Here is a 23065-nt window from a genome sequence, read left to right on the forward strand (position 1 = left end):
CTGCGTTACATCAGCACGATGTCGTACTGTTCCTGGCTCAGATTCGACTCGACCTGCAGCGACACCGGCTTGCCGATGAAGTCGATCAGCATCGCGAGATGCTGCGACTCTTCTTCGAGAAAGAGGTCGATCACCTGCTGCGACGCCACCACGCGAAACTCGCGCGGATTGAACTGGCGCGACTCGCGCAGGATTTCACGCAGCACGTCGTAGCAAACCGTGCGCGAGGTCTTCACCTGGCCTTTGCCGAGGCACGTCGGACACGGCTCGCACAGCACATGCGCGAGCGACTCACGCGTGCGCTTTCTCGTCATCTCGACGAGTCCCAGTTGCGAGAAGCCGTTCACGGTCACGCGCGTGCGGTCGCGCGAGAGCGCTTTCCTCAATTCGCCGAGCACCTGTTCGCGATGCTCCGCGTTTTCCATGTCGATGAAGTCGATGATGATCACGCCGCCCAGATTGCGCAGGCGCAACTGGCGCGCGATCGTATGCGCGGCTTCGAGGTTGGTCTTGAAGATCGTGTCGTCGAAGTTGCGTGCGCCCACGTAGCCGCCCGTATTCACGTCGATCGTCGTCATCGCCTCGGTCTGGTCGATCACGAGATAGCCGCCCGACTTCAGATCCACGCGACGTGATAGCGCCCGCTGGATTTCGGCCTCGATGTTGTAAAGGTCGAAGAGCGGCCGCTCGCCGGTGTAGTGGTGCAGCTTCGGCGTGACGGCGGGCGTGAACTCCATCGCGAACTCCGTGAGCATCTGGAAGGTTTCGCGCGAATCGACCTGCACACGCGTCGTCTCTTCATTCACGAAGTCACGCAACACGCGCTGTGCGAGATTCAGGTCCTGATAGAGCAGGCTCGTTGCGGGCAGGCGCTGCGACTGAGAGACGATCGTGGCCCAGGTCTTGCGCAGATAGGCCACGTCGGCGGCGAGTTCCTCGCTCGACGCATCCTCGGCGATCGTGCGCACGATGTAGCCGCCTTTTTCGTCGGCGGGCAGCACGGCCGTGAGGCGCGCGCGCACCGCTTCGCGTTCGGCCTCGCTCTCGATCTTCTGCGAGATGCCGATATGCGGCTCCTGCGGCAGATAGACGAGCGTGCGTCCCGCGATGCTCACCTGCGTCGAAAGCCGCGCGCCCTTCGTGCCGATCGGGTCCTTGACGACCTGGACCATGAGCGTTTGGCCCTCGAAGACGGTTTTTTCGATCGGCTGATGAGGCGCGGATTGATGCGATTCACCTGCGATGCGCGGCTGCCAGATGTCGGCGACGTGAAGAAATGCGGCGCGTTCGAGCCCGATGTCGATGAACGCGGACTGCATCCCCGGCAGCACGCGCACGACACGGCCCAGATAGACGTTGCCGACACGCCCGCGCGAAAGGGTGCGTTCGACGTGAAGCTCCTGTACTGCGCCTTGCTGGACCAGCGCGACACGCGTCTCCTGCGGCGTGACGTTGATCAGGATTTCTTCGTTCATGGTGTTGTTTTAGAAGTCGATGCGCGCCGCGCGCAATAGCGCGGCTGTTTCGAATAGTGGCAAACCCATGATACCCGAATAGGACCCGTCGATTCGCTCGATAAATTCGGCGGCGCGGCCCTGGATGCCATACGCGCCGGCCTTGCCGAACGGCTCGCCGCTGACGACGTAGCGCGCGATTGCCGCGGGCATCGCGGCGGCGAAGCGCACCAGCGAACGCGAGAGCGCGATCGGCAGGCACACGCCTTCGGCATCGACGACCGCTACGGCCGTGAGCACTTCGTGGGTGCGGCCGCAAAGGCGCTCGAGCATGGCGTAGGCGTCGGCGGCGTCGTGTGGCTTGCCGAGGATATGGCCGTCGATCGTGACCGTGGTGTCGGCGGTGAGGATCGGCGCGTGCGCGTGCGCTCCTGCGACGAGACGCGCACGTGCCGCATCGGCTTTTGCCGCGCACACGCGCACCACATAGTCGGCGGCGCTCTCGCCGGGCAGCGTGTTTTCGAGCGCTTCGGCGTCTTCGTCGGGACGCGGCAGCAGCAGCTCGAAACGCACGCCCAGCTGTTGTAGCAGTTCCTGGCGGCGCGGGCTTTGCGAGGCGAGGTAGATGTACGGATAAGTCACGGAGGAGGCCATCGGAGCGTCTCGGTCGTGGCGGTTAGCCGGGTGAAGAAAAGGGGGCGCGGTGTTGCGTCGTCGCGTCAGCGCCCGCTTCGCCGCGCACGGCGCCGCATCGTGGCTCAGGGTTGCGAGGTGCGCGCGGCGCACGAACGCGCCGGGATCACACGCGATGATAGGGGTGATTCTGCGTAATGGTCCAGGCGCGGTAAAGCTGCTCGGCGAGCAGCACGCGCACCATCGCATGGGGCAGGGTGAGGCTCGACAGGCGCAGCAGCAGGTCGGCGCGCGACTTGAGTTCCGCATCGAGTCCGTCCGCGCCGCCGATCAGGAACGCCACGTCGCGCCCGTCCTGCTGCCAGACCGGCAGCGCCTGTGCGAGCTGCATCGTGGACCAATCCTTGCCGCGCTCGTCGAGGGCGACGATGCGCGCGTTCTTCGGCAGCGCCGCCTCGATGCGCGTGCGCTCGGCGACCATGACGCTTTCGGCGGCGCGGCCCGACGAACGCTGCTCTGGCTTTACCTCGCGCAACTCGATGCGCAGCTCGGGCGGCATGCGCTTCGTGTACTCCTCGAAGCCCTCGGCGATCCAGTCCGGCATCTTGTGCCCGACGGCGACGATATGCAGTTTCATCGCGTGAACGAGCGGGCGGCGCTCACTTCGCGGCGCTGCGGCGCGCGGCGGTCTTGCGCGCCGGTGCCGCAGACTTCGCGGCGGGGCTCTTGCGCGCTGCAGCCGGCTTCGCGGCGGATTTTGCCGCCGGCGTTCGGGTGGTCTTCTTTGCGGCCGGCTTCTTCACCGGGGCGCTGGTTTCTTCTTCGATATCGTCCTCGTCGTCGTCCATCGGCTCGCTCGGGCGCGCGCCCGAGAAACCGCCCACGGCTGCGAGCTTGACGTGCACCGGCTTGTCGCCCCAGATTTCCTCGAGGTTGTAGTACTGACGCAGCGCGGGCTGGAGGATATGGACGACAGCGTCGCCGCAATCCACGAGCACCCATTCGCCGATGTCCTCGCCTTCCGTGCTGATGATGTCGCCGCCGGCTTCCTTGACCTTCTCGCGCACGCTGGAGGCGAGTGCCTTGGTCTGGCGGTTCGAGGTCCCGCTCGCGACGATCACCCGATCGAAGAGTTCGGTCAGATGGCTGGTGTTGAACACCTTGATGTCCTGTGCCTTGACGTCTTCAAGGCCGTCGACGATGGCGCGTTGCAGTTTGCGGATGTCCATATTTACCCGTGGTACAGATGATGTTGAAGAATATAGTCCCATACGGCCGGAGGAACGGGCGCGGTGGGGGTATCGCCAGCGCGCGCGACACTGTGGGGCGCGCTGTGGGTCGTTTTAGGGCCGGTTTCGCGTGCGGCCAGCGACTCGATCTGGCACGCGCGGATCTGGCGGCGAATTTCGGTGGCCGAGACGTCGTAGGCGAGCGACTCGTCGATCACCACGTGGCCGTGCGATGTCGCCGCGAGCGTCGTGGGCGCGGTGCGACGCGCGGCGACTTCAGCGGCGACGCCCAGCGGCAGCGTCGCAAAGTCGAAACCGGGACGGCTCGCCACGCCGATGTGGGCCAGTTCGAACAATTCGCGCCAGTATTGCCAGGTGTCGAGATGCACAAACTGATCGGCCCCCATCAGCAGCGTGAGCGAGCAGTCGTTGCCGTTGCGCGCTCGCCAGCGGCGCAGCGTTTCCACCGTATAAGTGGGGCCGTCATGCTCGATTTCGTCCGTATCGACGCTGACCGCCACACCCGGCAGCACGAGCGATGCGGCTGCGGCGCGCGTCATCGCGAGACGGTGCTCCGCCGCGCTCACCTCGGGCTTTTGCCACGGTTGACCGGCCGGCAGCAGCACCAGTTCCGTGAGGTCGAGCAGCGCGGCGAAGCGCCGCGCGAGTGCGAGATGACCGTCATGGATCGGATCGAAGGTGCCGCCGAACAGGCCAACGCGGCGCGCGCGCACACGAGGCGCTAAGACTTGCGTCACGGCGTCAGATCCAGTCGCGCACCGGCAGGAAGTCGGTGTAGAGGCGCGCTTCCGGCGTGCCGGGCTGCGGTTGCCAGTTGTAACGCCAGCTCGCGCTGGGCGGCATCGACATCAGGATCGATTCCGTGCGGCCTCCGCTTTGCAGGCCGAAATGCGTGCCGCGGTCGAGGACCAGATTGAATTCGACGTAGCGGCCGCGCCGGTACGCCTGGAATTCGCGCTCCGCTTCGCCATACGGCATCGCGCGGCGCTTTTCGATGACCGGCAGGTACGCCTTCAGGAAGCCCTCGCCGACGCTCCTCACCATCGCGAAGGCTTGATCGAAACCGCCTTCGGCGTAGTCGTCGAAGAAGATGCCGCCTACGCCGCGTGCCTCGTTGCGGTGCTTCAGGAAAAAGTATTCGTCACACCAGCGCTTGAAACGCGGGTAGAGGTCCGCGCCAAAGGGCGCGAGCGAATCGCGGCAGACGCGGTGGAAATGCTGCGCATCTTCCTCGAAGCCGTAGTACGGCGTGAGATCCATGCCGCCGCCGAACCAGAAGACGGGCGCTTCGCCCGCTTTGGTCGCGAGCAGCATGCGCACGTTCATGTGCACGGTCGGGCAGTACGGATTGCGCGGGTGGAGTACGAGCGAGACGCCCATCGCCTCGAAGCCGCGTCCGTTGAGCTGCGCGCGCGCAGCCGTGGCCGATGGCGGCAGCGCGTCGCCCGACACGTCCGAGAAGCCGATGCCCCCGCGCTCGAAGAACTGACCGCCTTCGATGATGCGCGTGCAGCCACCGCCGCGCAGCTTGTCGCCGGTCTCGCGCTCCCAGCGGTCGGTGGCGAGCGGGGTGCCGTCGAAGGCGCCGAGCGCGTCGGCGATCTGCGTCTGCAGTCCGGTCAGCCAGGCGCGAACGGCCGCGCTGTCGGGGGTGGTGCGCTCTTCGAGTGCGACGGTGCGATTTGTGTCGGTCATCGTGATGTGCGGGCGATGCGCCGGGTGAGTCCGGCGGGCATATCAGGTTGTTTGGGGAACGGCGTCATGCGGTGCACGTTTGAACGCACGGTGCATGCCGACAGCGGCAGTGTAGCGCCGTTCGGGCAGCCGACGGCACGCGCCGGGGCCGGATGCGCTACGTAACGCTTTCGCCCTGTTTTCGCGAACCGCACGATGCGCCCGGTCGCGGCACATCGGTTCGTTCAGGCTGCAGCGGGCAGGGCCACTGCGCAGGGGCCGGGCCCAATGTTCCCGGCATCGCAGACCTGGACTGGTCCACAAAAGCCTGGCCGCGTCGCCTTGCGAGACAACGCGGCCAGTCCGGTGACGCTTAACGCTTAACTCTTGCGTCCCGCAGCGCGGTAGCCGATGTCGTGGCGATACTGCATGCCATCGAACGAGATGCGGTTCACGGTCTCGTAAGCCACCGATTGCGCGCTGCGCACCGAATCCGCGAGGCCGACCACGCACAGCACGCGGCCACCCGCCGTGACGAGCTTGCCGTCGACGAACTGCGTGCCCGCGTGGAACGTCACCGAATCGTCGGTTTCCGCGGGGATGTCGCTGATGCGGTCGCCCTTGCGCGGCGTCTCGGGATAGTTGTGCGCGGCGAGCACGACACCAAGCGCCGTGCGCCGGTCCCATTCGAGTTCGATCTGGTTCAGCGTGCCTGCGATCGCATGCTCGACGACCTTCGAGAAGTCACCCTTCAGGCGCGCCATGATCGGCTGCGTTTCGGGGTCGCCCATGCGGCAGTTGAATTCGAGCGTCTTCGGGTTGCCTTGCGCGTCGATCATGAGACCGGCGTACAGGAAGCCCGTGTAGCGGATGCCTTCCTTCTCCATGCCCGCGACGGTCGGCAGGATGATTTCGCGCATCACGCGCGCGTGCAGCTGCGGCGTGACGATCGGCGCGGGCGAGTAGGCGCCCATGCCGCCCGTGTTCGGGCCCTGGTCGGCGTCCATGAGGCGCTTGTGGTCCTGGCTCGAAGCGAGCGGCAGCACGTGCTTGCCGTCCACCATCACGATGAAGCTCGCTTCCTCGCCCGCGAGGAATTCCTCGATCACGACGCGCGCGCCGGCGTCGCCGAGCTTGTTGTCGGCGAGCATCATGTCGATGGCCTGATGCGCTTCTTCCAGCGACATCGCCACGACCACGCCCTTGCCCGCGGCGAGGCCGTCGGCCTTGATCACGATGGGGGCGCCGTTCTTTTCGACGTAGGCGTGCGCGGCGGCGGCGTCGGAGAACGTCTCGTAGGCGGCCGTGGGCAGGCCGTGGCGCTTCATGAACGCCTTGGCGAAATCCTTCGAGCTTTCGAGCTGCGCGGCTTCCTTCGTCGGGCCGAACACCTTCAGGCCGCGCGAGCGGAACACGTTGACGATGCCGGCCGCGAGCGGCGCTTCCGGCCCGACCACGGTGAGCGCGACCTGCTCGCGCTCGACGAAGTCGGCGAGCTCGTTGATGTCCGTGATGTCGACGTTGGCGAGCCGCTCGTCCTGCGCGGTGCCGCCGTTGCCGGGTGCGACGTAGACGAGCTGCACGCGCGGCGACTGGGCGAGCTTCCACGCCAGCGCATGTTCGCGGCCGCCAGAACCGACGACGAGTAACTTCATTTGAATCCCCGAAAGACCTGAAAGGCCAGAAAGACCAGAAAACAGTGACGGCCGACGCACGAGCGCCGGCCGCGGTAACACGATGGGGCGACGCCGCCCCTCAGCACGACCGGCACGACGCCCATGCGTCGTGCCGCCCGGAAATCATTCGTCGACGATCGACGCGTTGGTGTAGACCTCCTGGACGTCGTCCAGGTTTTCCAGCGCGTCCAGCAGCTTTTGCATCTTCACGGCATCGTCGCCCGTGAACTCGACTTCAGTTTGAGGCTTCATGGTGACTTCCGCCATTTCCGCCTTGAAGCCCGCGGCTTCGAGCGCTTCCTTGACCTTCGTGAAGTCGAACGGCGGGCAGACCACTTCGATACTGCCGTCGTCGTTCGTCACGACGTCGTCGGCGCCCGCTTCGAGCGCGGCGTCCATGAGCTTGTCCTCGGGCGTGCCCGGTGCAAACACGAACTGGCCGACGTGATCGAACATGAACGCCACCGAGCCGTCCGTGCCCATGTTGCCGCCGAACTTCGAGAACGCGTGGCGAACTTCCGCGACGGTGCGGGTGCGGTTGTCGGTCATCGTATCGACGATGACGGCCGCGCCGCCGATGCCGTAGCCTTCGTAGCGGATTTCCTCGTAGTTCGCGCCGTCGACGCCGCCCACGCCACGCTGGATCGCGCGGTTGATGTTGTCCTTGGGCATGTTGGCGTCGTACGCCTTGTCGACGGCCAGGCGCAGACGCGGGTTGGTGTCGATATCACCCCCGCCCATGCGTGCGGCCACCTGGATTTCCTTGATGAGCCGCGTCCAGATCTTGCCGCGCTTCGCGTCAGCAGCCGCCTTCTTGTGCTTGATGTTGGCCCATTTCGAATGACCCGCCATACGTTTCTCCGTCGCACGCTCTTCTCGCGTGCATGGTGCAATGTGCAGTTGTCTATGCGTGTTCGCGGGCGCGGCCGCGCAGATCCGCCGGTGCGGCCTTTGTGCCCATGATTGTCCTGTCCGCCCTGAACGTGGTGAATGCGGCAGATGCGGCGCCAGGCACCGTCCGGTCTGCGGCTCGAAGCACACGTTGGCGGCCGGCTGCGGCGCGTGTCCGGCTTATCTGTGCGGCATGGGTGCGGTGCTTGTGCCATGCACGCCATGCAGCGAGCGCGCCGGACGCCCGTTCAGGTGGATCTGAATTTTATCACGCGGGGCTCTACGTCCGTGGCCCCGGTTGGGGGATTGGCCGTTTCAGGAAGCAAGCGGGAGCAGGCGGCTTGCCCGACGTGCGACGCAACTGCGGCGCAACTGCAACGCAGATGCAGCGCAAACGCAGCGCAAACGCAGCGCAAACGCAGCGCAAACGCACCGCAAACGCAGCGCGGGTGCGACTTCGCGGGGATTTACGCCGCCCGGCGATGCTTGCCGGTTCCCTGCCGTTCGGGTTGTTCCGCGAAGGCAGGGGACAGGGCGCACCGCCGTCAGTTCTTCGTACCGAAGAGCCGGTCACCCGCATCGCCGAGGCCCGGCACGATGTACGCGTGCTCGTTCAGGTGCGAGTCGAGGGAGGCGACGTAGAGTTTCACGTCCGGGTGTGCGTTCTGGAACACCTCGACGCCCTCGGGCGCCGCGACGAGCGCGAGGAACGAGATGCGTTCGCCCGGCACACCGCGGCGTTTGAGCACGTCGATCGCGTGCGCCGCCGAGTACCCGGTCGCCACCATCGGATCGCAGAGGATGAAGTGGCGGTCTTCGAGGTCGGGCAGACGCACGAGGTATTCGACCGGGCGATGATCGTCGGCGCGGTAGACGCCGATATGGCCCACGCGTGCCGAGGGGACCAGTTCGAGCAGCCCGTCCGACATGCCAATGCCCGCGCGCAGCACCGGCACGATGGCGAGCTTCTTGCCCGCGATGACGGGTGCGTCCACCTCGACGAGCGGCGTGCGTACGCGCCGCGTCGTGACCGGCAGGTCGCGCGTGATCTCGTAGCCCATCAGCAGCGTGATTTCGCGCAGCAGTTCGCGGAACGTCCGTGTGGATGTGTCCGTGTCGCGCATGTGGGTGAGCTTGTGCTGGATCAGCGGGTGATCGAGGATGAAGAGGTTGGGAAAGCGGCTGTCCTGTTTCATGGCGGGGCGCACAAGGCTGCAAGAGGGATCGGGGAGTCGGGAAATCGGCGGTTGACGCCGTGCGGCGTGGCCGCGCGCGGCAGGTGGCCGGACAGGCAGTCCGGCGCGGCATGAGCCGCGCACAAGCCGCGCTACAGGCGCAAGTATACGAAAATTCCCCCTCGTCCGGCAGGCTTGCGCCGGGCCGCGCGCGGGTGTCGCGGATGCAGGCGGAGCGTGGCGAGGCGGGGAACGTCGGGCGCGATGCCCGCGATTCTTCTAGAATCCGGAAAGGATGGGCCGCCTGCCGCAGACGGCCGTCACGAAAGCGTTACGTAACCTGCGACGACCGACTCACAAAAGCCGCGCCATGAAGGCGCCGGCAAACACGAAAGAAAGGACTGGGCAACGATGGACATGGGCATCGCAGGACGCAGCGCGCTGGTGTGCGCGGCAAGCAAGGGGCTCGGCCGGGGCTGCGCCGAGGCGCTTGCCGAAGAAGGCGTCAACGTCACGATCGTCGCGCGCACCATTGAGACACTCGAGGAAACCGCCGCGCAAATCCGTGCACGCACCGGCGTCGAGGTGAAAACCGTCGCGTGCGACATCACCACGGCCGAGGGCCGCGCCGCCGCGCTTGCGGTGTGCGGCCAGACGGACATCCTCGTCAACAACGCAGGCGGGCCGCCGCCCGGCGACTTCCGTACCTACACGCACGAAGCGTGGACCGCCGCGCTCGAGGCCAACATGCTCACACCGATCGCGCTGATCCAGGCCACCATCGACGGCATGATCGCGCGCGGCTTTGGGCGCATCGTCAACATCACGAGTTCGTCCGTGAAGGCGCCCATCGATGTGCTCGGCCTCTCGAACGGCGCGCGCTCGGGGCTGACTGGTTTTGTCGCGGGCATCGCGCGCCAGGTCGCCGCGACTGGCGTCACGATCAACAACCTGCTGCCGGGCGCGTTCGACACCGATCGCATCCGGGCCACCCTCGTCGCTCAGGCCAAGGCGAACACCATCTCGTTCGACGAAATGCGCGAGCGCCGCCTCGAGTCGATTCCCGCGCGCCGCCTCGGCACGCCCGATGAATTCGGCCGCGCCTGCGCATTCCTGTGTAGCGTCCATGCGGGCTATATCACCGGGCAAAACTGGCTGCTCGACGGCGGCGCTTTCCCGGGCACGTTCTGAGCCACGGGTTTGATCGCCCAGCCCATTTCGTAGCGCATCTGGTCGTCCATCCCTCCAACCCGAAAGAAGGAGCACCGAAGACATGGCAACTCGCGTCGCGCTGATCGCGCACGACCACAAGAAGGACGACATCGTCAAACTGGCCGGCGAATACGCCGATACGCTGCGTCGCTGCGAGCTGATCGCGACAGGCACGACAGGCTCGCGCATCGAGGCGGCGCACGGGCTTCCCGTCGAGCGCATGCTCTCGGGCCCGCATGGCGGTGACCTGCAGATCGGCGCGCAGCTCGCGGAGGGCCGCGTCAGCATGGTGATTTTCCTTCGCGACCCGATGACGCCGCAGCCGCACGAACCGGACATCAACGCACTCGTGCGCGCGTGCGACGTGCACAACGTGCCGTGCGCGACAAACATCGCGACGGCGCGCATGCTGCTGGAAGCACTGAAGCTGCACGTCGCCGGCACGGTTTGAGCCGAGCGCCGCGCCACGACGAACACAGCAAACTTTGTGTGGGATGGGACCAGGCGCTAAAGCGCCGAGTCCCATCGACAGCTCTGCATGGGACGGGACTAAGCGCTAAAGTGCTAAGTCCCATCGACAGGAGACACCATGAGCAAGGCAATCCAGATCGAGCAGACCGGCGGCCCCGAAGTCATGAAGTGGGTGGACGTCGAAGTGGGTGAACCGGGCGTTGGGCAGGTGCGTCTTTCGCAGACCGCGTGCGGCCTCAACTATATCGACGTGTATTTCCGCACGGGTCTTTACCCGCAGCCGCTGCCTGCCGGGCTCGGCATGGAGGCGGCGGGCGCGGTGACGGCGGTCGGGCCGGGCGTGACGGACCTGAAAGTGGGCGATCGCGTCGCTTACGTGGCGCGGCCGCCTGGCGCGTATGCGCAGGACCGCGTGCTGCGCGCCGACCAGGTGATCCGTCTGCCCGATGCAATCAGCGACGAGGCCGCCGCGTCGATCATGCTCCAGGGCCTCACGGCGCAATATCTGCTGCGCCGCACGTATCGCGTGCAGCCCGGCGACACGATCCTGATCCAGGCCGCCGCGGGCGGCGTGGGGCTTCTCGTTTGCCAGTGGGCGAAAGCGCTTGGCGCGACAGTGATCGGCACGGTGGGCTCCGATGAGAAAGCGCAGATCGCCAAGGCGCACGGCTGCGATCACCCGATTGTCTACACGCGCGAGGACTTCGCCGCGCGCGTGCGCGAGATCACGAACGGCGCGGGCGTGCCGGTGGTGTACGACTCGATCGGCAAGGATACGTATTCGAAATCGCTCGAGTGTCTCGCACCGCTTGGCATGTTCGTGAGCTTCGGCAACGCATCGGGGAAGCTGCCGCCGATCGATTCGCTGGACCTCTCCGCTCGCGGCTCGCTCTTCTTCACGCGCCCGACGCTCTTCACCTACATCGCAAAACGCGCGGACTACGAAGCGATGGCGGCTGAACTCTTCGAGGTCGTTGCTTCGGGCAAGGTGAAAACGTCAATTAACCAGCGTTATGCGTTGAAGGATGTTGGGCAGGCGCATGCGGATCTTGAAGCGCGCCGCACGACTGGGTCGACTATTCTCGTTCCCTGAACGCTTCCTTCTGCGGGGATCGCCGCAGTGCTCGTATAAGGGAGCGCAAGCTTTGCTTGCGCGCCCTTTTTCTTTGGGTCATCGAAGATAAGCGGGCCACGCGGCCGGACATCCGGGAACGGCGCTTGCTGTCCACTACGCCGCAGCAGAGCATGGCATCCAGGCTATCGCTAAAGCGGATTCGCAGTACAGTTGGCGCGAATTCCACGCTCAATCCCGGCATACCTCGTCTGTCACTGGATTGACACTAACCGCGACTAGTTTCATACGGCAACTTACAAGACTTTCGAGGAGTCTGTCATGAAGAACCTGTCGATCGTGCTTTGCGTGGCTATCAGTGGACTTGTCGGCGTGCCGGCTCATTCGGCCGATATCACTGGTGCGGGCAGCACATTCGCCGCGCCCATCTACAACAAGTGGGCCGCGGCGTATCAGAAAGCCGGCGGCGCGCGCGTCAACTATCAAGGTATCGGATCGGCAGGCGGGATCAAGCAGATACTCGCCAAAACCATCGACTTCGCCGGCTCCGACGCGCCGATGAAAGATGACGAACTTCAAAAGAATGGCCTGTTCCAGTTCCCGACCGTGGTTGGGGGCGTCGTGGCCGCGATCAATCTTCCGGGCGTCAAGCCGGGCGAACTGACGTTGTCGGGTCCTGTGCTCGCCGACATCTATCTCGGCAAAATCAAGAAATGGAACGCGCCCGCCATTGCGGCGCTGAACCCGAACATCAAGTTGCCGGATACGGACATCGCGGTCGTCCGGCGCGCGGATGGCTCGGGCACGAGTTTCATCTGGACGCACTTCCTGTCGCAAATGAGCCCGGACTGGAAATCGAAGGTCGGTGAAGGCACGACGGTGAGCTGGCCGACCGGAACAGGCGGCAAGGGCAACGATGGCGTGGCGGCATTCGTGCAGCGTCTTCCGGGTGCCATCGGCTATGTGGAATGGGCGTACGTGAAGCAGAACAAGATGATCTATACCGCGATGAAGAACCAGTCGGGCGCGGTCGTCCAGCCAAGTATCGAAACGTTCAAGGCCGCGGCGGCCGGCGCGAACTGGTCGCAGAGTTTCTATCAGATACTGACCGATCAGCCTGGGAAGAACGCATGGCCTGTCGTCGGCGCGACGTTCGTGATGCTGCACACGGTGCAGGCCAAGCCGGAACAAGGCACGGAAACACTCAAGTTCTTCGACTGGGCGTTCAAGAGCGGCGAGCAGGCGGCGCAGGAGCTCGACTACATCTCGCTTCCCGAGTCCGTTGTTAACGAGATTCGCACGCAATGGCGCGGGAAGGTGAAGGACGCTAGCGGGAAACCGGTTTTCCAGTGATCCGTCGCGGCAACGCGACGACTCGCACGTCACTACGGATTGTCTCGGTGACGATCTTTCTCTCGTTGTGCTGACTGTGGTTCCCGCTCGAAAGTAGCCACTAAGTAGTCATCTACGCGGCCCTCGCTCCAACAGGAGCAGGGGCCGGCGCACATTATCCATTCCTCGCAGATCTGAGAAGAGCCTTCTCTTTTGACCTGGTTTGCCAAACGCGCGGACTACAAAGCGATGGCCGCCGAACTCTTCGATGTCGCCGCTTCGGGCAAGGTAAAACTTCGATTGACCAGCGCCATGCGCTGAAGGACGCCGCGCAGGCGCACGCCGAACTCGAAGCGCACCGCACGACAGGGGCGACCATTCTCATTCCCGGAATGCGGCTCGACGTTCTGGACAGATCCAGCAATGCCAGGAATCTTGCCGGCTCGCTTGCTGTCTCGTAGTTGCGGTCAAGAATCTGCATAACCTCACCCGCACTAATGGGGCGACTGGCCGGCTAATTTGCGCTTGTGCTTGCCCATGTCCCAAGACGCAAAACGCGAAAGCAGATAACCACCGCAAAAGAACTTGCTTCATTGACGGTTGCGGTGCAGAACGGCATCGCGTATTTGCCAACTTATTTGCTAAAGAAGACCACTAGAACGGCAGAAATCGCCACGACACCTAGAAGCACGGACAAGGGGCCGAAGAAATACTTGGTGAGTTTCATCGCGCGCTCTTTCCCAAGCAAGGAAATCCAGATACGCGCATGACCGTGGTTTAGCCCCCATGCGGCGACCTTTTCATTGGTCGACAAGAGATAACCAATAACGACGAAACTGATTCCCACGAGAAACATCACGATATTTTGACTGGTCATATCCGGAAAACTTTGGGAGAGCGATACAGAATCGTCGACTATAGGTTAATTCGGTTGCCTGCCATATCGGATGCGTCTCATTTTTGGGGTGTCCCCGCGCGGTCCATATACGCGCGTTTTTTCCGCACGTTCGCCCCACCACCAGGTCACGCCACCTCCGCCCGCGTTTACGCGTTTTTTATACGCGCACGCTCACCTTTAATCCGATCTTGACGCGCAAACCCGTAGTGTTCGATATCTCTCATCCGCTAATGGGGAACACGACAATGGATGTGCTGTGTATCGGGGGGCTGGCGGTCTTCGCCGCGCTCACATACGGACTGATCGCCGGTTGCGAGAAGCTCATGCAGTTCCGGAGATCGGATCGGGGAGCGCGCTCATGACCTGGATCCTGTGGTTATCGGGGGCAGCGACGCTGTTGCTGTTCGTCTATCTCGTCCATGCGCTGCTGCGCGCGGAGGATATCGAATGAACACCAACAATCTGCTGCAGACCGCAATTTTCATCGTCGTTATGCTGGCGCTGGCCGTGCCGCTGGCGGGCTACCTCACGCGCGTGCTCGACGGACGCTCGCGTGTCGTACGCCTTTTCGCGCCCGTCGAGAACTTCCTCTATCGCGTGGCGGGCGTCGATCCGCAGACGGAGATGGACTGGAAGCACTATGCGTTCGCGACGATCTCGTTCAACGTGCTCGGCCTGTTTTTCCTTTACGTGCTGCTGCGCATTCAGGGCTGGCTGCCGGGCAATCCGCAGAGCTTCGGCCCGATGACCGTGGATGGCGCACTCAACACGGCTGTGAGCTTCGTCACCAACACGAACTGGCAGAACTACTCGCCCGAGCAGACCGTGAGCTACCTCACGCAGATGCTCGGCCTCACCGTGCAGAACTTCCTCTCGGCGGCGACGGGCATCGTGGTCGTGATCGCGCTGATCCGCGGTTTCGCGCGCCACTCGGCGAAGACGATCGGCAACTTCTGGGTCGATATCACGCGCACGACGCTCTATGTCCTCATCCCGATGTCGGCTGTCGTCGCTGCGCTCCTGATGAGTCAGGGGATGATCCAGAACTTCAAGGCCTATCAGGACGTCCCGGTTCTGCAGACGACCACGTATGCAGCGCCGAAGCTCGACGCGAAGGGTAATCCGGTAAAGGATGCGCAGGGTAACGCCGTCACGGTCGATACGAAGGTGACGACGCAGACGCTCGCCATGGGTCCGGTCGCTTCGCAGGTTGCGATCAAGATGCTCGGTACCAACGGCGGCGGCTTCTTCAACGCGAATTCGGCGCATCCGTACGAGAACCCGACGCCGTTCTCGAACTTCGTCGAAATGTTGGCCATCCTGATCATTCCGGCCGCGCTGTGTCTCGTGTTCGGCAATTTCGTGGCGGACCGGAGGCAGGGCGTCGCGGTGCTCGCGGTGATGACGATCGCGTTTGCGGTGGCAGTCGGCGGCGAACTGGCCGCGGAGCAGGCAGGCAATCCGATGTTCACTTCGCTCAACGTCGACCTGCACGCCAGCGCGCTGCAAGCGGGCGGCAACATGGAAGGCAAGGAAACGCGCTTCGGCATCGCGCAGACGGGCATCTTTGTCGTCACGACCACCGCAGCTTCGTGCGGTGCCGTGAACGCGATGCACGACTCGCTCACGCCGCTCGGCGGGCTGATTCCGATGCTCTTCATCCAGCTCGGCGAAGTGATTTTCGGCGGCGTCGGCTCGGGGCTCTACGGCATGCTCGTGTTCGCGATGCTCGCGGTGTTCGTCGCGGGTCTCATGATCGGCCGCACGCCCGAGTACGTCGGCAAAAAGATCGAAGCGTTCGAGATGAAGATGGTGTCGATCGCCATCTTGCTCACGCCGCTGCTCGTGCTCGTCGGCACGTCGATCGCTGTGCTGGTCGATCCGGGCAAGGCCGGTATCGCCAATCCGGGCGCGCACGGTTTCTCGGAGATTCTCTACGCGTTCAGCTCGGCCGCGAACAACAACGGCAGTGCGTTCGCAGGGCTTTCGGTGAACACGCCGTTCTATAACTGGATGCTCGCCATCGCGATGTGGTTCGGCCGCTTCGGCACGCTCGTTCCGGTGCTCGCCATTGCAGGCTCGCTCGCCGGCAAGAAGCGTATCGCCGAATCCGTCGGCACGATGCCCACGCACGGCCCGCTCTTCGTCGTGCTGCTGCTCGGCACCGTGCTGCTCGTCGGCGCGCTGACCTACGTGCCCGCGCTCGCCCTCGGCCCCGGCGTCGAGCATCTGATCATGATGGGCGTGCACTGAACAAGGACTTGACCAACATGACTCAACATAGTGCTACACGGTCCATGTTCGATCCGGCGCTCGTGCGTCCGGCTATCGTGGATTCGTTCAGGAAACTCAAGCCGCGCACGCAGTTGCGCAATCCCGTGATGTTCTGCGTGTACGTCGGCAGCGTGCTCACGACGATCCTCTGGATCGCTGCGCTCATGGGCCAGGCGGAAGCACCCGCGGGCTTCATTCTCGCCGTCGCGTTGTGGCTGTGGTTCACGGTCCTCTTCGCGAACTTCGCCGAAGCGCTCGCGGAAGGGCGCTCGAAGGCGCAGGCCGCGTCGCTGCGTCAGGCCAAGCGCGATGTGATGGCGAAGAAGCTCGGCGAGCCGCATCCGAAGGCGCCGATCCGCATCATGACCGCTACGGATCTGCGCCGCGGCGACGTCGTGCTCGTCGAAACGGGCGACACGATTCCCGCCGATGGCGAAGTGATCGAAGGCGTCGCATCGGTGGACGAATCGGCGATCACGGGCGAATCCGCGCCGGTGATCCGCGAGTCGGGCGGCGATTTCTCGTCGGTGACGGGCGGCACGCGCGTGCTCTCCGACTGGATCGTCGTGCGCGTTACGGCCAATCCCGGCGAGGCGTTCCTCGACCGCATGATCGCCATGGTGGAAGGCGCGAAGCGCCAGAAGACGCCCAACGAGATCGCGCTCACGATTCTGCTCGTCGCGTTGACCATCGTGATGCTGCTTGCCACGGCGACGCTCCTGCCGTTCTCGATGTTCTCCGTCGAAGCCGCGAAGATGGGCCACGTCGTCACGATCACGGCGCTCGTCGCGCTGCTCGTGTGCCTGATTCCGACCACCATCGGCGGGCTGCTTTCGGCAATCGGCGTCGCGGGCATGAGCCGCATGATGCAGGCCAACGTAATTGCGACGTCGGGCCGCGCGGTGGAAGCCGCGGGCGACGTGGACGTGCTGCTGCTCGACAAGACCGGCACGATTACGCTCGGCAATCGCCAGGCATCGGCGTTCATCGCAGCGCCTGGCGTGACCGAGGAAGCGCTCGCGGACGCCGCGCAACTCGCCTCGCTCTCCGACGAAACGCCGGAAGGCCGCAGCATCGTCGTGCTCGCGAAGCAGCGCTTCAACATTCGCCAGCGCGACATGGCGACGCTGCATCCGACGTTCCTCGCGTTCAGCGCGCAAACGCGCATGAGCGGCGTGGACCTTTCGCCCGAAGGGACCGCACCCGGCACGCACGGCCGCGAGATCCGCAAGGGCGCAGCCGATGCGGTCAAGCACCACGTCGAAGCCAACGGCGGCCGCTTTCCGGCCGAAGTGGAAACAGCCGTCGACGATGTCGCGCGTCGCGGCAGTACGCCGCTTGTGGTCGCACACCGCGTGCAGGAAGGCGGGGCGCAGGTGCTCGGCGTGATCGAACTGAAGGACGTCGTGAAGGGCGGCATCAAGGAGCGCTTCGCCGAACTGCGCAAGATGGGCATCAAGACCGTGATGGTCACGGGCGACAACCGTCTGACCGCCGCGGCGATCGCTGCCGAAGCGGGCGTGGACGATTTTCTCGCCCAGGCCACGCCGGAGACGAAGCTCGCAACGATCCGCGAGCACCAGGCTCAGGGCAAGCTCGTCGCGATGACCGGCGACGGCACCAACGACGCGCCGGCGCTCGCACAGGCCGACGTCGCGGTGGCGATGAACACCGGCACGCAGGCCGCGAAGGAAGCGGGCAACATGGTCGATCTCGACTCGAACCCGACGAAGCTCATCGAGATCGTCGAGATCGGCAAGCAGATGCTGATGACGCGCGGCTCGCTCACGACGTTCTCGATCGCCAACGACGTCGCGAAGTACTTCGCGATCATCCCGGCGGCGTTTGCGACCACGTATCCGCAGTTGAACGCGCTCAACGTGATGCATCTTGCGACGCCTGCTTCTGCGATCCTTTCGGCGGTTATTTTCAACGCGCTCATCATCGTGCTGCTGATTCCGCTGGCGTTGAAGGGCGTGAAGTACCGGCCGCTCGGCGCCGCAATCCTGTTGCGCCGCAATCTGCTGGTCTATGGCCTCGGCGGGATTCTCGTGCCGTTCGTCGGGATCAAGCTGATCGACATGGTGCTCGCCGCGTTCGGCTGGGTCTGATCCACACGCGACTTAATCGACGCCTATTCGGGAAAAAACATGAAATCGTTGCTGTTTCCTCTGATCCGTCCGGTCATCGTGATCTTCGCCGTGTTGACGGCGCTCACGGGACTCGCGTATCCGGCCGTGATGACCGTGTTCGGTCAGGCTGTCTTCCACCACCAGGCCAACGGCAGCCTCGTTGAAGTCGGCGGCAAGGTGGTCGGGTCCGAACTGATCGGCCAGCAGTTCGACGCGCCGCAGTACTTCTGGGGCCGTCTCTCGGCCACGACGCCGAATCCGTACAACGCGGCCAATTCGGGCGGCTCGAACCTGGGCCCGACCAACCCGGCGCTGGCTGACGAAGTCAAAGGGCGCATCGCCGCGCTCAAGGCCGCGGGCACCGACGTCTCGCAACCGATTCCGGCGGACCTCGTGACGTCGTCGGGCAGCGGACTCGATCCCGAGATCTCGCCCGCTGCGGCGGCTTATCAGGTCGAGCGCGTCGCGAAGGCGCGCCACCTGAACCTGTCCGATGTGCAGGCGCTCGTGGACCGCTATACGAAGGGCCGCCAGTTCGGCGTGCTCGGAGAGCCGCGCGTGAACGTGCTTGCGCTGAATCTTGCGCTCGACGGTAAAGAGGCTGACTGACGAGGCCGACTGAGCGCGTATCAACCCGAACCGCACGCCGCGCGTCCTTCGCGGCGTGCGGTTTGCCATTCCGGCGCCGCGGTGAGACGATCAACGTGCTGCACGCCCGCGCTTCAAGCATGAAAGACGCGAGACCAGCCGAGGCGCCAATTACACCGAGCCTAACCGAATGAACCGTCCCGATCCCGACGAACTGCTCGATCGACTCCAGCGCGACGAGGAAAAGCGCCGCCGCGGCAAGCTGAAGATTTTCTTTGGCGCGTCGGCGGGCGTCGGCAAGACCTATGCGATGCTGCAGGCCGCGCGCCGCCGCGACGAGGAGGGCGTTGACGTCGTCGTGGGTATCGTCGAGACGCATGGGCGCAGCGAAACCGCGGCGCTCACGAACGGCCTCGACGTGCTGCCGCGCGCGCAGATCGCATACCGCGGCCGCACGCTCGCCGAGTTCGACCTCGACGCGGCGCTCGCGCGCAAGCCGCAACTCGTGCTCGTCGATGAACTCGCGCACTCGAACGTGCAGGGCGCGCGCCACATGAAGCGCTGGCAGGACGTGTACGAGTTGCTCGACGCGGGTATCGACGTCTACACGACCGTCAACGTCCAGCACCTCGAAAGCCTCAACGATGTGGTCGGCCAGATCACGGGCATTCGCGTCTGGGAGACGGTGCCCGACCGCGTGTTCGACAGCGCCGACGAAGTGACGCTCGTCGACCTGCCCGCCGAGGAACTGCTCGACCGAATGCGCGACGGCAAGGTGTACTTGCCGGCGCAAGCCGAGCGCGCGGTGCGCAACTTCTTTCGCAAGGGCAATCTGATCGCGCTGCGCGAGCTGGCGCTGCGCCGCACGGCCGACCGCGTCGACGCGCAGATGCGCGAGTATCGCGCCGACCGTTCGATCCAGCATGTGTGGCAGGCGCGCGAGCGGCTGCTCGTGTGCATCGGCCCAGGCCCCGAGGCGAACGCGCTCGTGCGCGCGGCCGCGCGCCTCGCCGTGAGCCTGAAGGCCGACTGGATCGCTGTCTATGTCGAAACGCCGAAGCTCCAGCGCCTGCCCGATGCAATCCGCGAACGCACGCTCGGCGCGCTGAAACTCGCGTCCGAAATGGGCGCGGAGACCACGACGCTAGCGGGCGAGGACGCGGCGACGACGCTCGTTGGCTATGCGCGTCTGCGCAACGTGTCGAAGCTCGTGGCGGGCGCAACGCTACGCACGGGGTTCTCGCGCTGGCTGCGCCGGCCCTTCGGCGAGCGGCTCGCGGAAAAGGCGGGTGACGTCGATCTCACGCTCGTGCGCGCGCTGGCTGGTGAGGCCGGTGCCAGGACGGGCGACGCTTCGGCCACGGGCACGGCGTCGCGCGCCGCCAACGCGTGGCGCGACGCGCTGTTCGCGGGCGGTGACCGCTCGCCGCCGCGTGCCTACGCTGCGGCGCTCGTGATCTGCGCGTGCATCACGCTCGTCGCGAACCAGTTGATCGACCGCATCGACCTCACGAATCTCGTGATGCTGTATCTGCTCGGCGTGATCTTCACGGCGACGAAGCTCGGGCGCGGACCCGGCGTGATGCTCTCGTTCGTGAGCATCGCGGCCTTCGACTTCTTTTTCGTGCCGCCGCGCATGTCGCTCTCCGTGAGCGACACGCAGTACCTGTTGACCTTTGTGGGCATGCTGCTCACGTCGCTCGTGATCAGCCATCTCACATCGAGCCTGCGCCGCGAAGCGAGCGTCGCGCAGCGGCGCGAGCAGCGCACCGGCGCGATGTACGCGATGGCGCGCGAACTCGCAGCGGCGCTTACCACGGAGCAGATCGTCGCGATCGGCAGCCGCCACGTGAGCGAGGTGTTCGGCGCGCGCGTGGCGATCCTGCTGCCGGACAGCGTGGACAAGGTGCAGCAGAAGATCGAAGAGCCCGATCCGCAGACCATGCTCGATGCGCCGAGCGTCGACCTCGACGTGGGCCAGTGGGTCTACGACCAGCAAAAGCCCGCGGGCAACGGCACCGACACGCTGCCGGCGGCGGTGGCGCGCTATCAGCCGCTCAAGGCGCCGATGCGCACGCGCGGCGTGCTGGCGGTCGTCACGCGTGACGCGCGCGAACTGCAGGTGCCCGAGCAACAGCGCATGTTCGACGCGTTCGCGGCGCAGATCGCGCTCGCGCTCGAACGCGTGCACTACGTCGATATCGCCCGCGATGCGCTCGTCAACATGGAATCGGAGCGGCTGCGCAATTCCCTCCTGTCGGCGATTTCGCACGATCTGCGCACGCCGCTCACGGCGATCGTCGGGTTTTCGTCAATGCTTGCGAACACGCAGACGCCGGGCTCGCGTGTCGACGAGCGAGCGGGCGAACTGATCGAATCGATCCACGACGAGGCGCTGCGCATGACCGGCATCGTCACGAACCTGCTCGACATGGCGCGGCTGCAGGCGGGCAGCCTCAAGCTGAACCGGCAATGGACGCTGCTCGAAGAAACGGTGGGCGCCGCGCTGGCGGCATGCCGGCGCGTGCTGGCGCGGCATCCGGTGCAGGTGTCGCTCGAAGAGGGGCTGCCGCTGCTGCATCTCGACGCCGTGCTGATGGAACGCCTCTTCTCGAATCTGCTCGAAAACGCCGCGAAATACACGTCGCCCGATACGCCGCTCGTGATCGGCGCGCGCCGCGTGGAGACCGGTGGCCAGCCGTTCGTGCGCGTGACGATCGACGACAACGGGCCGGGCTTGCCACCCGGCATGGGCGAGCGCGTCTTCGAGAAGTTCACGCGCGGCGAGAAGGAGTCAGCGAAGCCCGGTATCGGCCTTGGGCTCGCGATCTGCCGCGCGATCGTGGAGGCGCACGGCGGTACAATCGGCGCGACCAATCGCACGGACGACGCGGGCCGCGTGCTCGGCGCTACGTTCTGGTTCTCGCTGCCTGTGGAGTTGCCGCCGCCGCCGCCCGCGGACGAGGTAGCGCCCGACGCGTCGGTCCACGGCGAGGAACTGTCGCGAGCCGCACGGCTCGTAGACGAGGGCGCTGACGCCGACTCACACAGGCATGTGGCGGATGCGGCGCATCGCGGCGCGCCGGCGTCTGTCGAACCTCAACGCGATGAACTGAAACCTGCCGATTCGAAGCCTTCCCATGAGTGATCCGAGTGTCGCCGTCGTCCTGATCGAAGACGAAAAGCAGATTCGCCGCTTCGTGCGGGCGTCGCTGGAGGGCGAGGGGATGGTCGTCCACGACGCCGAGACGGGTAAGCAGGGTCTCGTCGAAGCCGCCACGCGCAAGCCGGATCTCGTGATCGTCGACCTCGGCCTGCCCGATACCGACGGCCTCGACGTGATCCGCGAACTGCGCGGCTGGAGCGATCTGCCGGTAATCGTGCTTTCGGCGCGCACCCAGGAAGCCGAGAAAGTGGCCGCGCTAGATGCGGGCGCCGACGACTACCTCACCAAACCGTTCGGCGTCTCCGAGTTGCTCGCGCGGATCCGCGCGCAACTGCGGCGGCGCAATCGCGGCGGCGCGAACGAAGCGCCGCAGGTGCGCTTCGGCGACATCACCGTCGATCTCGGCCTGCGCCAGGTCACGCGCGCGGGTGCGGCGGTCCACCTGACGCCCATCGAATACCGCCTGCTCGCGACGCTCGTGCGCGACGCGGGCCGCGTGCTGACGCACCGGCAACTGCTGCGCGAGGTGTGGGGACCGTCGCACGTGGAGAGCAGCCATTATCTGCGGATCTATATGGCGCATTTGCGCCAGAAACTCGAACACGATCCCGCCCAGCCAGAACATATCGTCACGGAGACCGGTGTCGGCTATCGGCTAGTGGGCGCGCAATAGCGCCCGTAGCGCGCGTGGCGTACGAGAAGGGGAATGCCGCTATAATTTCGGGACAGCAAGGACGACCTTGCCATCCATCTTCACTCGGGGACGGCCCCATTTTTCGTGGAGCGTCTCCGATGTCCTGGTTTCTTCTTTTCCTCGCTGGCCTGCTCGAAGTGGTGTGGGCCGCCGGTCTCAAGTCTTCCGAAGGATTTTCGCGGCTGTGGCCGTCCGTGTTGACGATCACGTCCGCGCTCGGCAGTTTCGGCTTGCTCACGCTTGCGATGCGCCATTTGCCGCTCGGCACGGCTTACGCCGTGTGGACCGGCATCGGCGCGGTGGGCGCGTTCGTGTTCGGCGTCATCGCGATGGGCGAAACGCTCAGCGCTGCACGCGTGGCGAGTGCCGCGCTGATCGTGCTCGGGCTGGTGGGGCTCAAGTTGTCGTCGTCGGCGTGAGCCGGCTTCGTGGTCGCTTCGTGTCACTTCGTTGTCGCATCTTCCGCAAACCGC

Annotated in this window: 22 protein-coding genes and 1 pseudogene; 13 read left to right on the forward strand and 10 right to left on the reverse strand. The window is 65.1% G+C overall.

From position 1 onward, the window contains the following. Window positions 1-5 precede the first annotated feature (5 nt). From rng to upp, 9 genes are all read right to left on the reverse strand, one after another. On the reverse strand, window positions 6-1475 hold the full coding sequence (rng, locus tag L0U80_RS04335) for a ribonuclease G (protein WP_233862737.1): 1470 nt from the start codon (window positions 1473-1475) through the stop codon (window positions 6-8). Window positions 1476-1484: 9 nt separating this feature from the next. Then, a complete protein-coding gene (locus L0U80_RS04340) occupies window positions 1485-2108 on the reverse strand; it encodes a Maf family protein (protein WP_233862739.1) in 624 nt (207 codons plus the stop codon). Between the two features lie 145 nt (window positions 2109-2253). Beyond that, complete coding sequence (gene rlmH, locus L0U80_RS04345; RefSeq protein WP_233862741.1) at window positions 2254-2724, reverse strand: 23S rRNA (pseudouridine(1915)-N(3))-methyltransferase RlmH; 471 nt, start codon at window positions 2722-2724, stop codon at window positions 2254-2256. 22 nt (window positions 2725-2746) lie between these two features. After that, complete coding sequence (gene rsfS / locus L0U80_RS04350; RefSeq protein ID WP_233862743.1) at window positions 2747-3316, reverse strand: ribosome silencing factor; 570 nt, start codon at window positions 3314-3316, stop codon at window positions 2747-2749. 2 nt (window positions 3317-3318) lie between these two features. Then, entirely contained in the window at window positions 3319-4074 is a 756-nt protein-coding gene (locus L0U80_RS04355) for a nicotinate-nucleotide adenylyltransferase (protein ID WP_233862745.1), read from the reverse strand. Window positions 4075-4078: 4 nt separating this feature from the next. Beyond that, entirely contained in the window at window positions 4079-5032 is a 954-nt protein-coding gene (hemF, locus tag L0U80_RS04360; protein ID WP_233862747.1) for an oxygen-dependent coproporphyrinogen oxidase, read from the reverse strand. Window positions 5033-5391: 359 nt separating this feature from the next. Further along, a complete protein-coding gene (gene purD / locus L0U80_RS04365; RefSeq protein WP_233862749.1) occupies window positions 5392-6666 on the reverse strand; it encodes a phosphoribosylamine--glycine ligase in 1275 nt (424 codons plus the stop codon). 144 nt (window positions 6667-6810) lie between these two features. Next, on the reverse strand, window positions 6811-7539 hold the full coding sequence (locus tag L0U80_RS04370; RefSeq protein ID WP_233862750.1) for a YebC/PmpR family DNA-binding transcriptional regulator: 729 nt from the start codon (window positions 7537-7539) through the stop codon (window positions 6811-6813). Between the two features lie 584 nt (window positions 7540-8123). Further along, window positions 8124-8774, reverse strand: a complete 651-nt coding sequence (gene upp, locus L0U80_RS04375; protein ID WP_233862752.1) for a uracil phosphoribosyltransferase — start codon at window positions 8772-8774, stop codon at window positions 8124-8126. A 390-nt stretch (window positions 8775-9164) separates the two neighbouring features. Here upp and L0U80_RS04380 point away from each other — a divergent pair, with 390 nt between their 5' ends. The 5 genes and pseudogenes from L0U80_RS04380 to L0U80_RS04400 all read left to right on the forward strand — a co-directional run. Then, the gene (locus L0U80_RS04380; RefSeq protein ID WP_233862754.1) at window positions 9165-9944 is read left to right on the forward strand and encodes an SDR family oxidoreductase; all 780 of its coding nucleotides are present in this window, start codon (window positions 9165-9167) and stop codon (window positions 9942-9944) included. An 82-nt stretch (window positions 9945-10026) separates the two neighbouring features. Further along, a complete protein-coding gene (locus tag L0U80_RS04385; protein WP_233862755.1) occupies window positions 10027-10416 on the forward strand; it encodes a methylglyoxal synthase in 390 nt (129 codons plus the stop codon). Window positions 10417-10554: 138 nt separating this feature from the next. Beyond that, on the forward strand, window positions 10555-11529 hold the full coding sequence (locus L0U80_RS04390; protein ID WP_233862756.1) for a quinone oxidoreductase family protein: 975 nt from the start codon (window positions 10555-10557) through the stop codon (window positions 11527-11529). Window positions 11530-11829: 300 nt separating this feature from the next. Further along, on the forward strand, window positions 11830-12861 hold the full coding sequence (gene pstS, locus L0U80_RS04395) for a phosphate ABC transporter substrate-binding protein PstS (RefSeq protein WP_233862757.1): 1032 nt from the start codon (window positions 11830-11832) through the stop codon (window positions 12859-12861). A gap of 183 nt (window positions 12862-13044) precedes the next feature. Continuing rightward, a pseudogene (locus tag L0U80_RS04400) lies at window positions 13045-13229 on the forward strand (zinc-binding dehydrogenase); the annotation flags it as partial. Between the two features lie 245 nt (window positions 13230-13474). On the opposite strand, the gene L0U80_RS04405 reads toward L0U80_RS04400, so the two are convergent. Continuing rightward, window positions 13475-13717, reverse strand: coding sequence for a hypothetical protein (locus L0U80_RS04405; protein ID WP_233862758.1), 243 nt, complete (start codon window positions 13715-13717; stop codon window positions 13475-13477). Window positions 13718-13983: 266 nt separating this feature from the next. Between L0U80_RS04405 and L0U80_RS04410 the strand changes: the two genes are divergently transcribed. From L0U80_RS04410 to sugE, 8 genes are all read left to right on the forward strand, one after another. Continuing rightward, window positions 13984-14100: a potassium ABC transporter ATPase gene (locus L0U80_RS04410; protein ID WP_233865663.1), complete on the forward strand. Its 117-nt coding sequence runs from the start codon at window positions 13984-13986 to the stop codon at window positions 14098-14100. Continuing rightward, the gene (gene kdpF / locus L0U80_RS04415; protein WP_027795505.1) at window positions 14097-14189 is read left to right on the forward strand and encodes a K(+)-transporting ATPase subunit F; all 93 of its coding nucleotides are present in this window, start codon (window positions 14097-14099) and stop codon (window positions 14187-14189) included. The genes L0U80_RS04410 and kdpF overlap by 4 nt, the downstream gene beginning before the upstream one ends. Further along, a complete protein-coding gene (gene kdpA, locus L0U80_RS04420; protein ID WP_233862759.1) occupies window positions 14186-15991 on the forward strand; it encodes a potassium-transporting ATPase subunit KdpA in 1806 nt (601 codons plus the stop codon). Before kdpF ends, kdpA begins: the two co-directional genes overlap by 4 nt. A 17-nt stretch (window positions 15992-16008) precedes the next feature. Continuing rightward, window positions 16009-18123: a potassium-transporting ATPase subunit KdpB gene (kdpB, locus tag L0U80_RS04425; RefSeq protein ID WP_233862760.1), complete on the forward strand. Its 2115-nt coding sequence runs from the start codon at window positions 16009-16011 to the stop codon at window positions 18121-18123. 51 nt (window positions 18124-18174) lie between these two features. After that, window positions 18175-18753, forward strand: a complete 579-nt coding sequence (gene kdpC, locus L0U80_RS04430; RefSeq protein WP_373322181.1) for a potassium-transporting ATPase subunit KdpC — start codon at window positions 18175-18177, stop codon at window positions 18751-18753. A 169-nt stretch (window positions 18754-18922) separates the two neighbouring features. After that, complete coding sequence (locus L0U80_RS04435; RefSeq protein ID WP_233862763.1) at window positions 18923-21880, forward strand: DUF4118 domain-containing protein; 2958 nt, start codon at window positions 18923-18925, stop codon at window positions 21878-21880. Then, complete coding sequence (gene kdpE / locus L0U80_RS04440) at window positions 21873-22571, forward strand: two-component system response regulator KdpE (RefSeq protein WP_233862765.1); 699 nt, start codon at window positions 21873-21875, stop codon at window positions 22569-22571. The genes L0U80_RS04435 and kdpE overlap by 8 nt, the downstream gene beginning before the upstream one ends. 119 nt (window positions 22572-22690) lie before the next feature. Then, entirely contained in the window at window positions 22691-23011 is a 321-nt protein-coding gene (gene sugE / locus L0U80_RS04445; RefSeq protein WP_233862766.1) for a quaternary ammonium compound efflux SMR transporter SugE, read from the forward strand. Window positions 23012-23065 lie beyond the last annotated feature (54 nt).

This window comes from Paraburkholderia adhaesiva (assembly GCF_021390575.1).
GTDB classification, from domain to species: Bacteria; Pseudomonadota; Gammaproteobacteria; order Burkholderiales; family Burkholderiaceae; genus Paraburkholderia; species Paraburkholderia adhaesiva.

Bases quoted from the DNA above. Each gene is read 5' to 3' on its own strand.
- rng (WP_233862737.1), bottom strand. From the start codon at position 1,475: ATGAACGAAGAAATCCTGATCAACGTCACGCCGCAGGAGACGCGTGTC.
- L0U80_RS04340 (WP_233862739.1), bottom strand. From the start codon at position 2,108: ATGGCCTCCTCCGTGACTTATCCGTACATCTACCTCGCCTCGCAAAGC.
- rlmH (WP_233862741.1), bottom strand. From the start codon at position 2,724: ATGAAACTGCATATCGTCGCCGTCGGGCACAAGATGCCGGACTGGATC.
- rsfS (WP_233862743.1), bottom strand. From the start codon at position 3,316: ATGGACATCCGCAAACTGCAACGCGCCATCGTCGACGGCCTTGAAGAC.
- hemF (WP_233862747.1), bottom strand. From the start codon at position 5,032: ATGACCGACACAAATCGCACCGTCGCACTCGAAGAGCGCACCACCCCC.
- purD (WP_233862749.1), bottom strand. From the start codon at position 6,666: ATGAAGTTACTCGTCGTCGGTTCTGGCGGCCGCGAACATGCGCTGGCG.
- L0U80_RS04370 (WP_233862750.1), bottom strand. From the start codon at position 7,539: ATGGCGGGTCATTCGAAATGGGCCAACATCAAGCACAAGAAGGCGGCT.
- upp (WP_233862752.1), bottom strand. From the start codon at position 8,774: ATGAAACAGGACAGCCGCTTTCCCAACCTCTTCATCCTCGATCACCCG.
- L0U80_RS04380 (WP_233862754.1), top strand. From the start codon at position 9,165: ATGGACATGGGCATCGCAGGACGCAGCGCGCTGGTGTGCGCGGCAAGC.
- L0U80_RS04385 (WP_233862755.1), top strand. From the start codon at position 10,027: ATGGCAACTCGCGTCGCGCTGATCGCGCACGACCACAAGAAGGACGAC.
- L0U80_RS04390 (WP_233862756.1), top strand. From the start codon at position 10,555: ATGAGCAAGGCAATCCAGATCGAGCAGACCGGCGGCCCCGAAGTCATG.
- pstS (WP_233862757.1), top strand. From the start codon at position 11,830: ATGAAGAACCTGTCGATCGTGCTTTGCGTGGCTATCAGTGGACTTGTC.
- L0U80_RS04405 (WP_233862758.1), bottom strand. From the start codon at position 13,717: ATGACCAGTCAAAATATCGTGATGTTTCTCGTGGGAATCAGTTTCGTC.
- L0U80_RS04410 (WP_233865663.1), top strand. From the start codon at position 13,984: ATGGATGTGCTGTGTATCGGGGGGCTGGCGGTCTTCGCCGCGCTCACA.
- kdpF (WP_027795505.1), top strand. From the start codon at position 14,097: ATGACCTGGATCCTGTGGTTATCGGGGGCAGCGACGCTGTTGCTGTTC.
- kdpA (WP_233862759.1), top strand. From the start codon at position 14,186: ATGAACACCAACAATCTGCTGCAGACCGCAATTTTCATCGTCGTTATG.
- kdpB (WP_233862760.1), top strand. From the start codon at position 16,009: ATGACTCAACATAGTGCTACACGGTCCATGTTCGATCCGGCGCTCGTG.
- L0U80_RS04435 (WP_233862763.1), top strand. From the start codon at position 18,923: ATGAACCGTCCCGATCCCGACGAACTGCTCGATCGACTCCAGCGCGAC.
- kdpE (WP_233862765.1), top strand. From the start codon at position 21,873: ATGAGTGATCCGAGTGTCGCCGTCGTCCTGATCGAAGACGAAAAGCAG.
- sugE (WP_233862766.1), top strand. From the start codon at position 22,691: ATGTCCTGGTTTCTTCTTTTCCTCGCTGGCCTGCTCGAAGTGGTGTGG.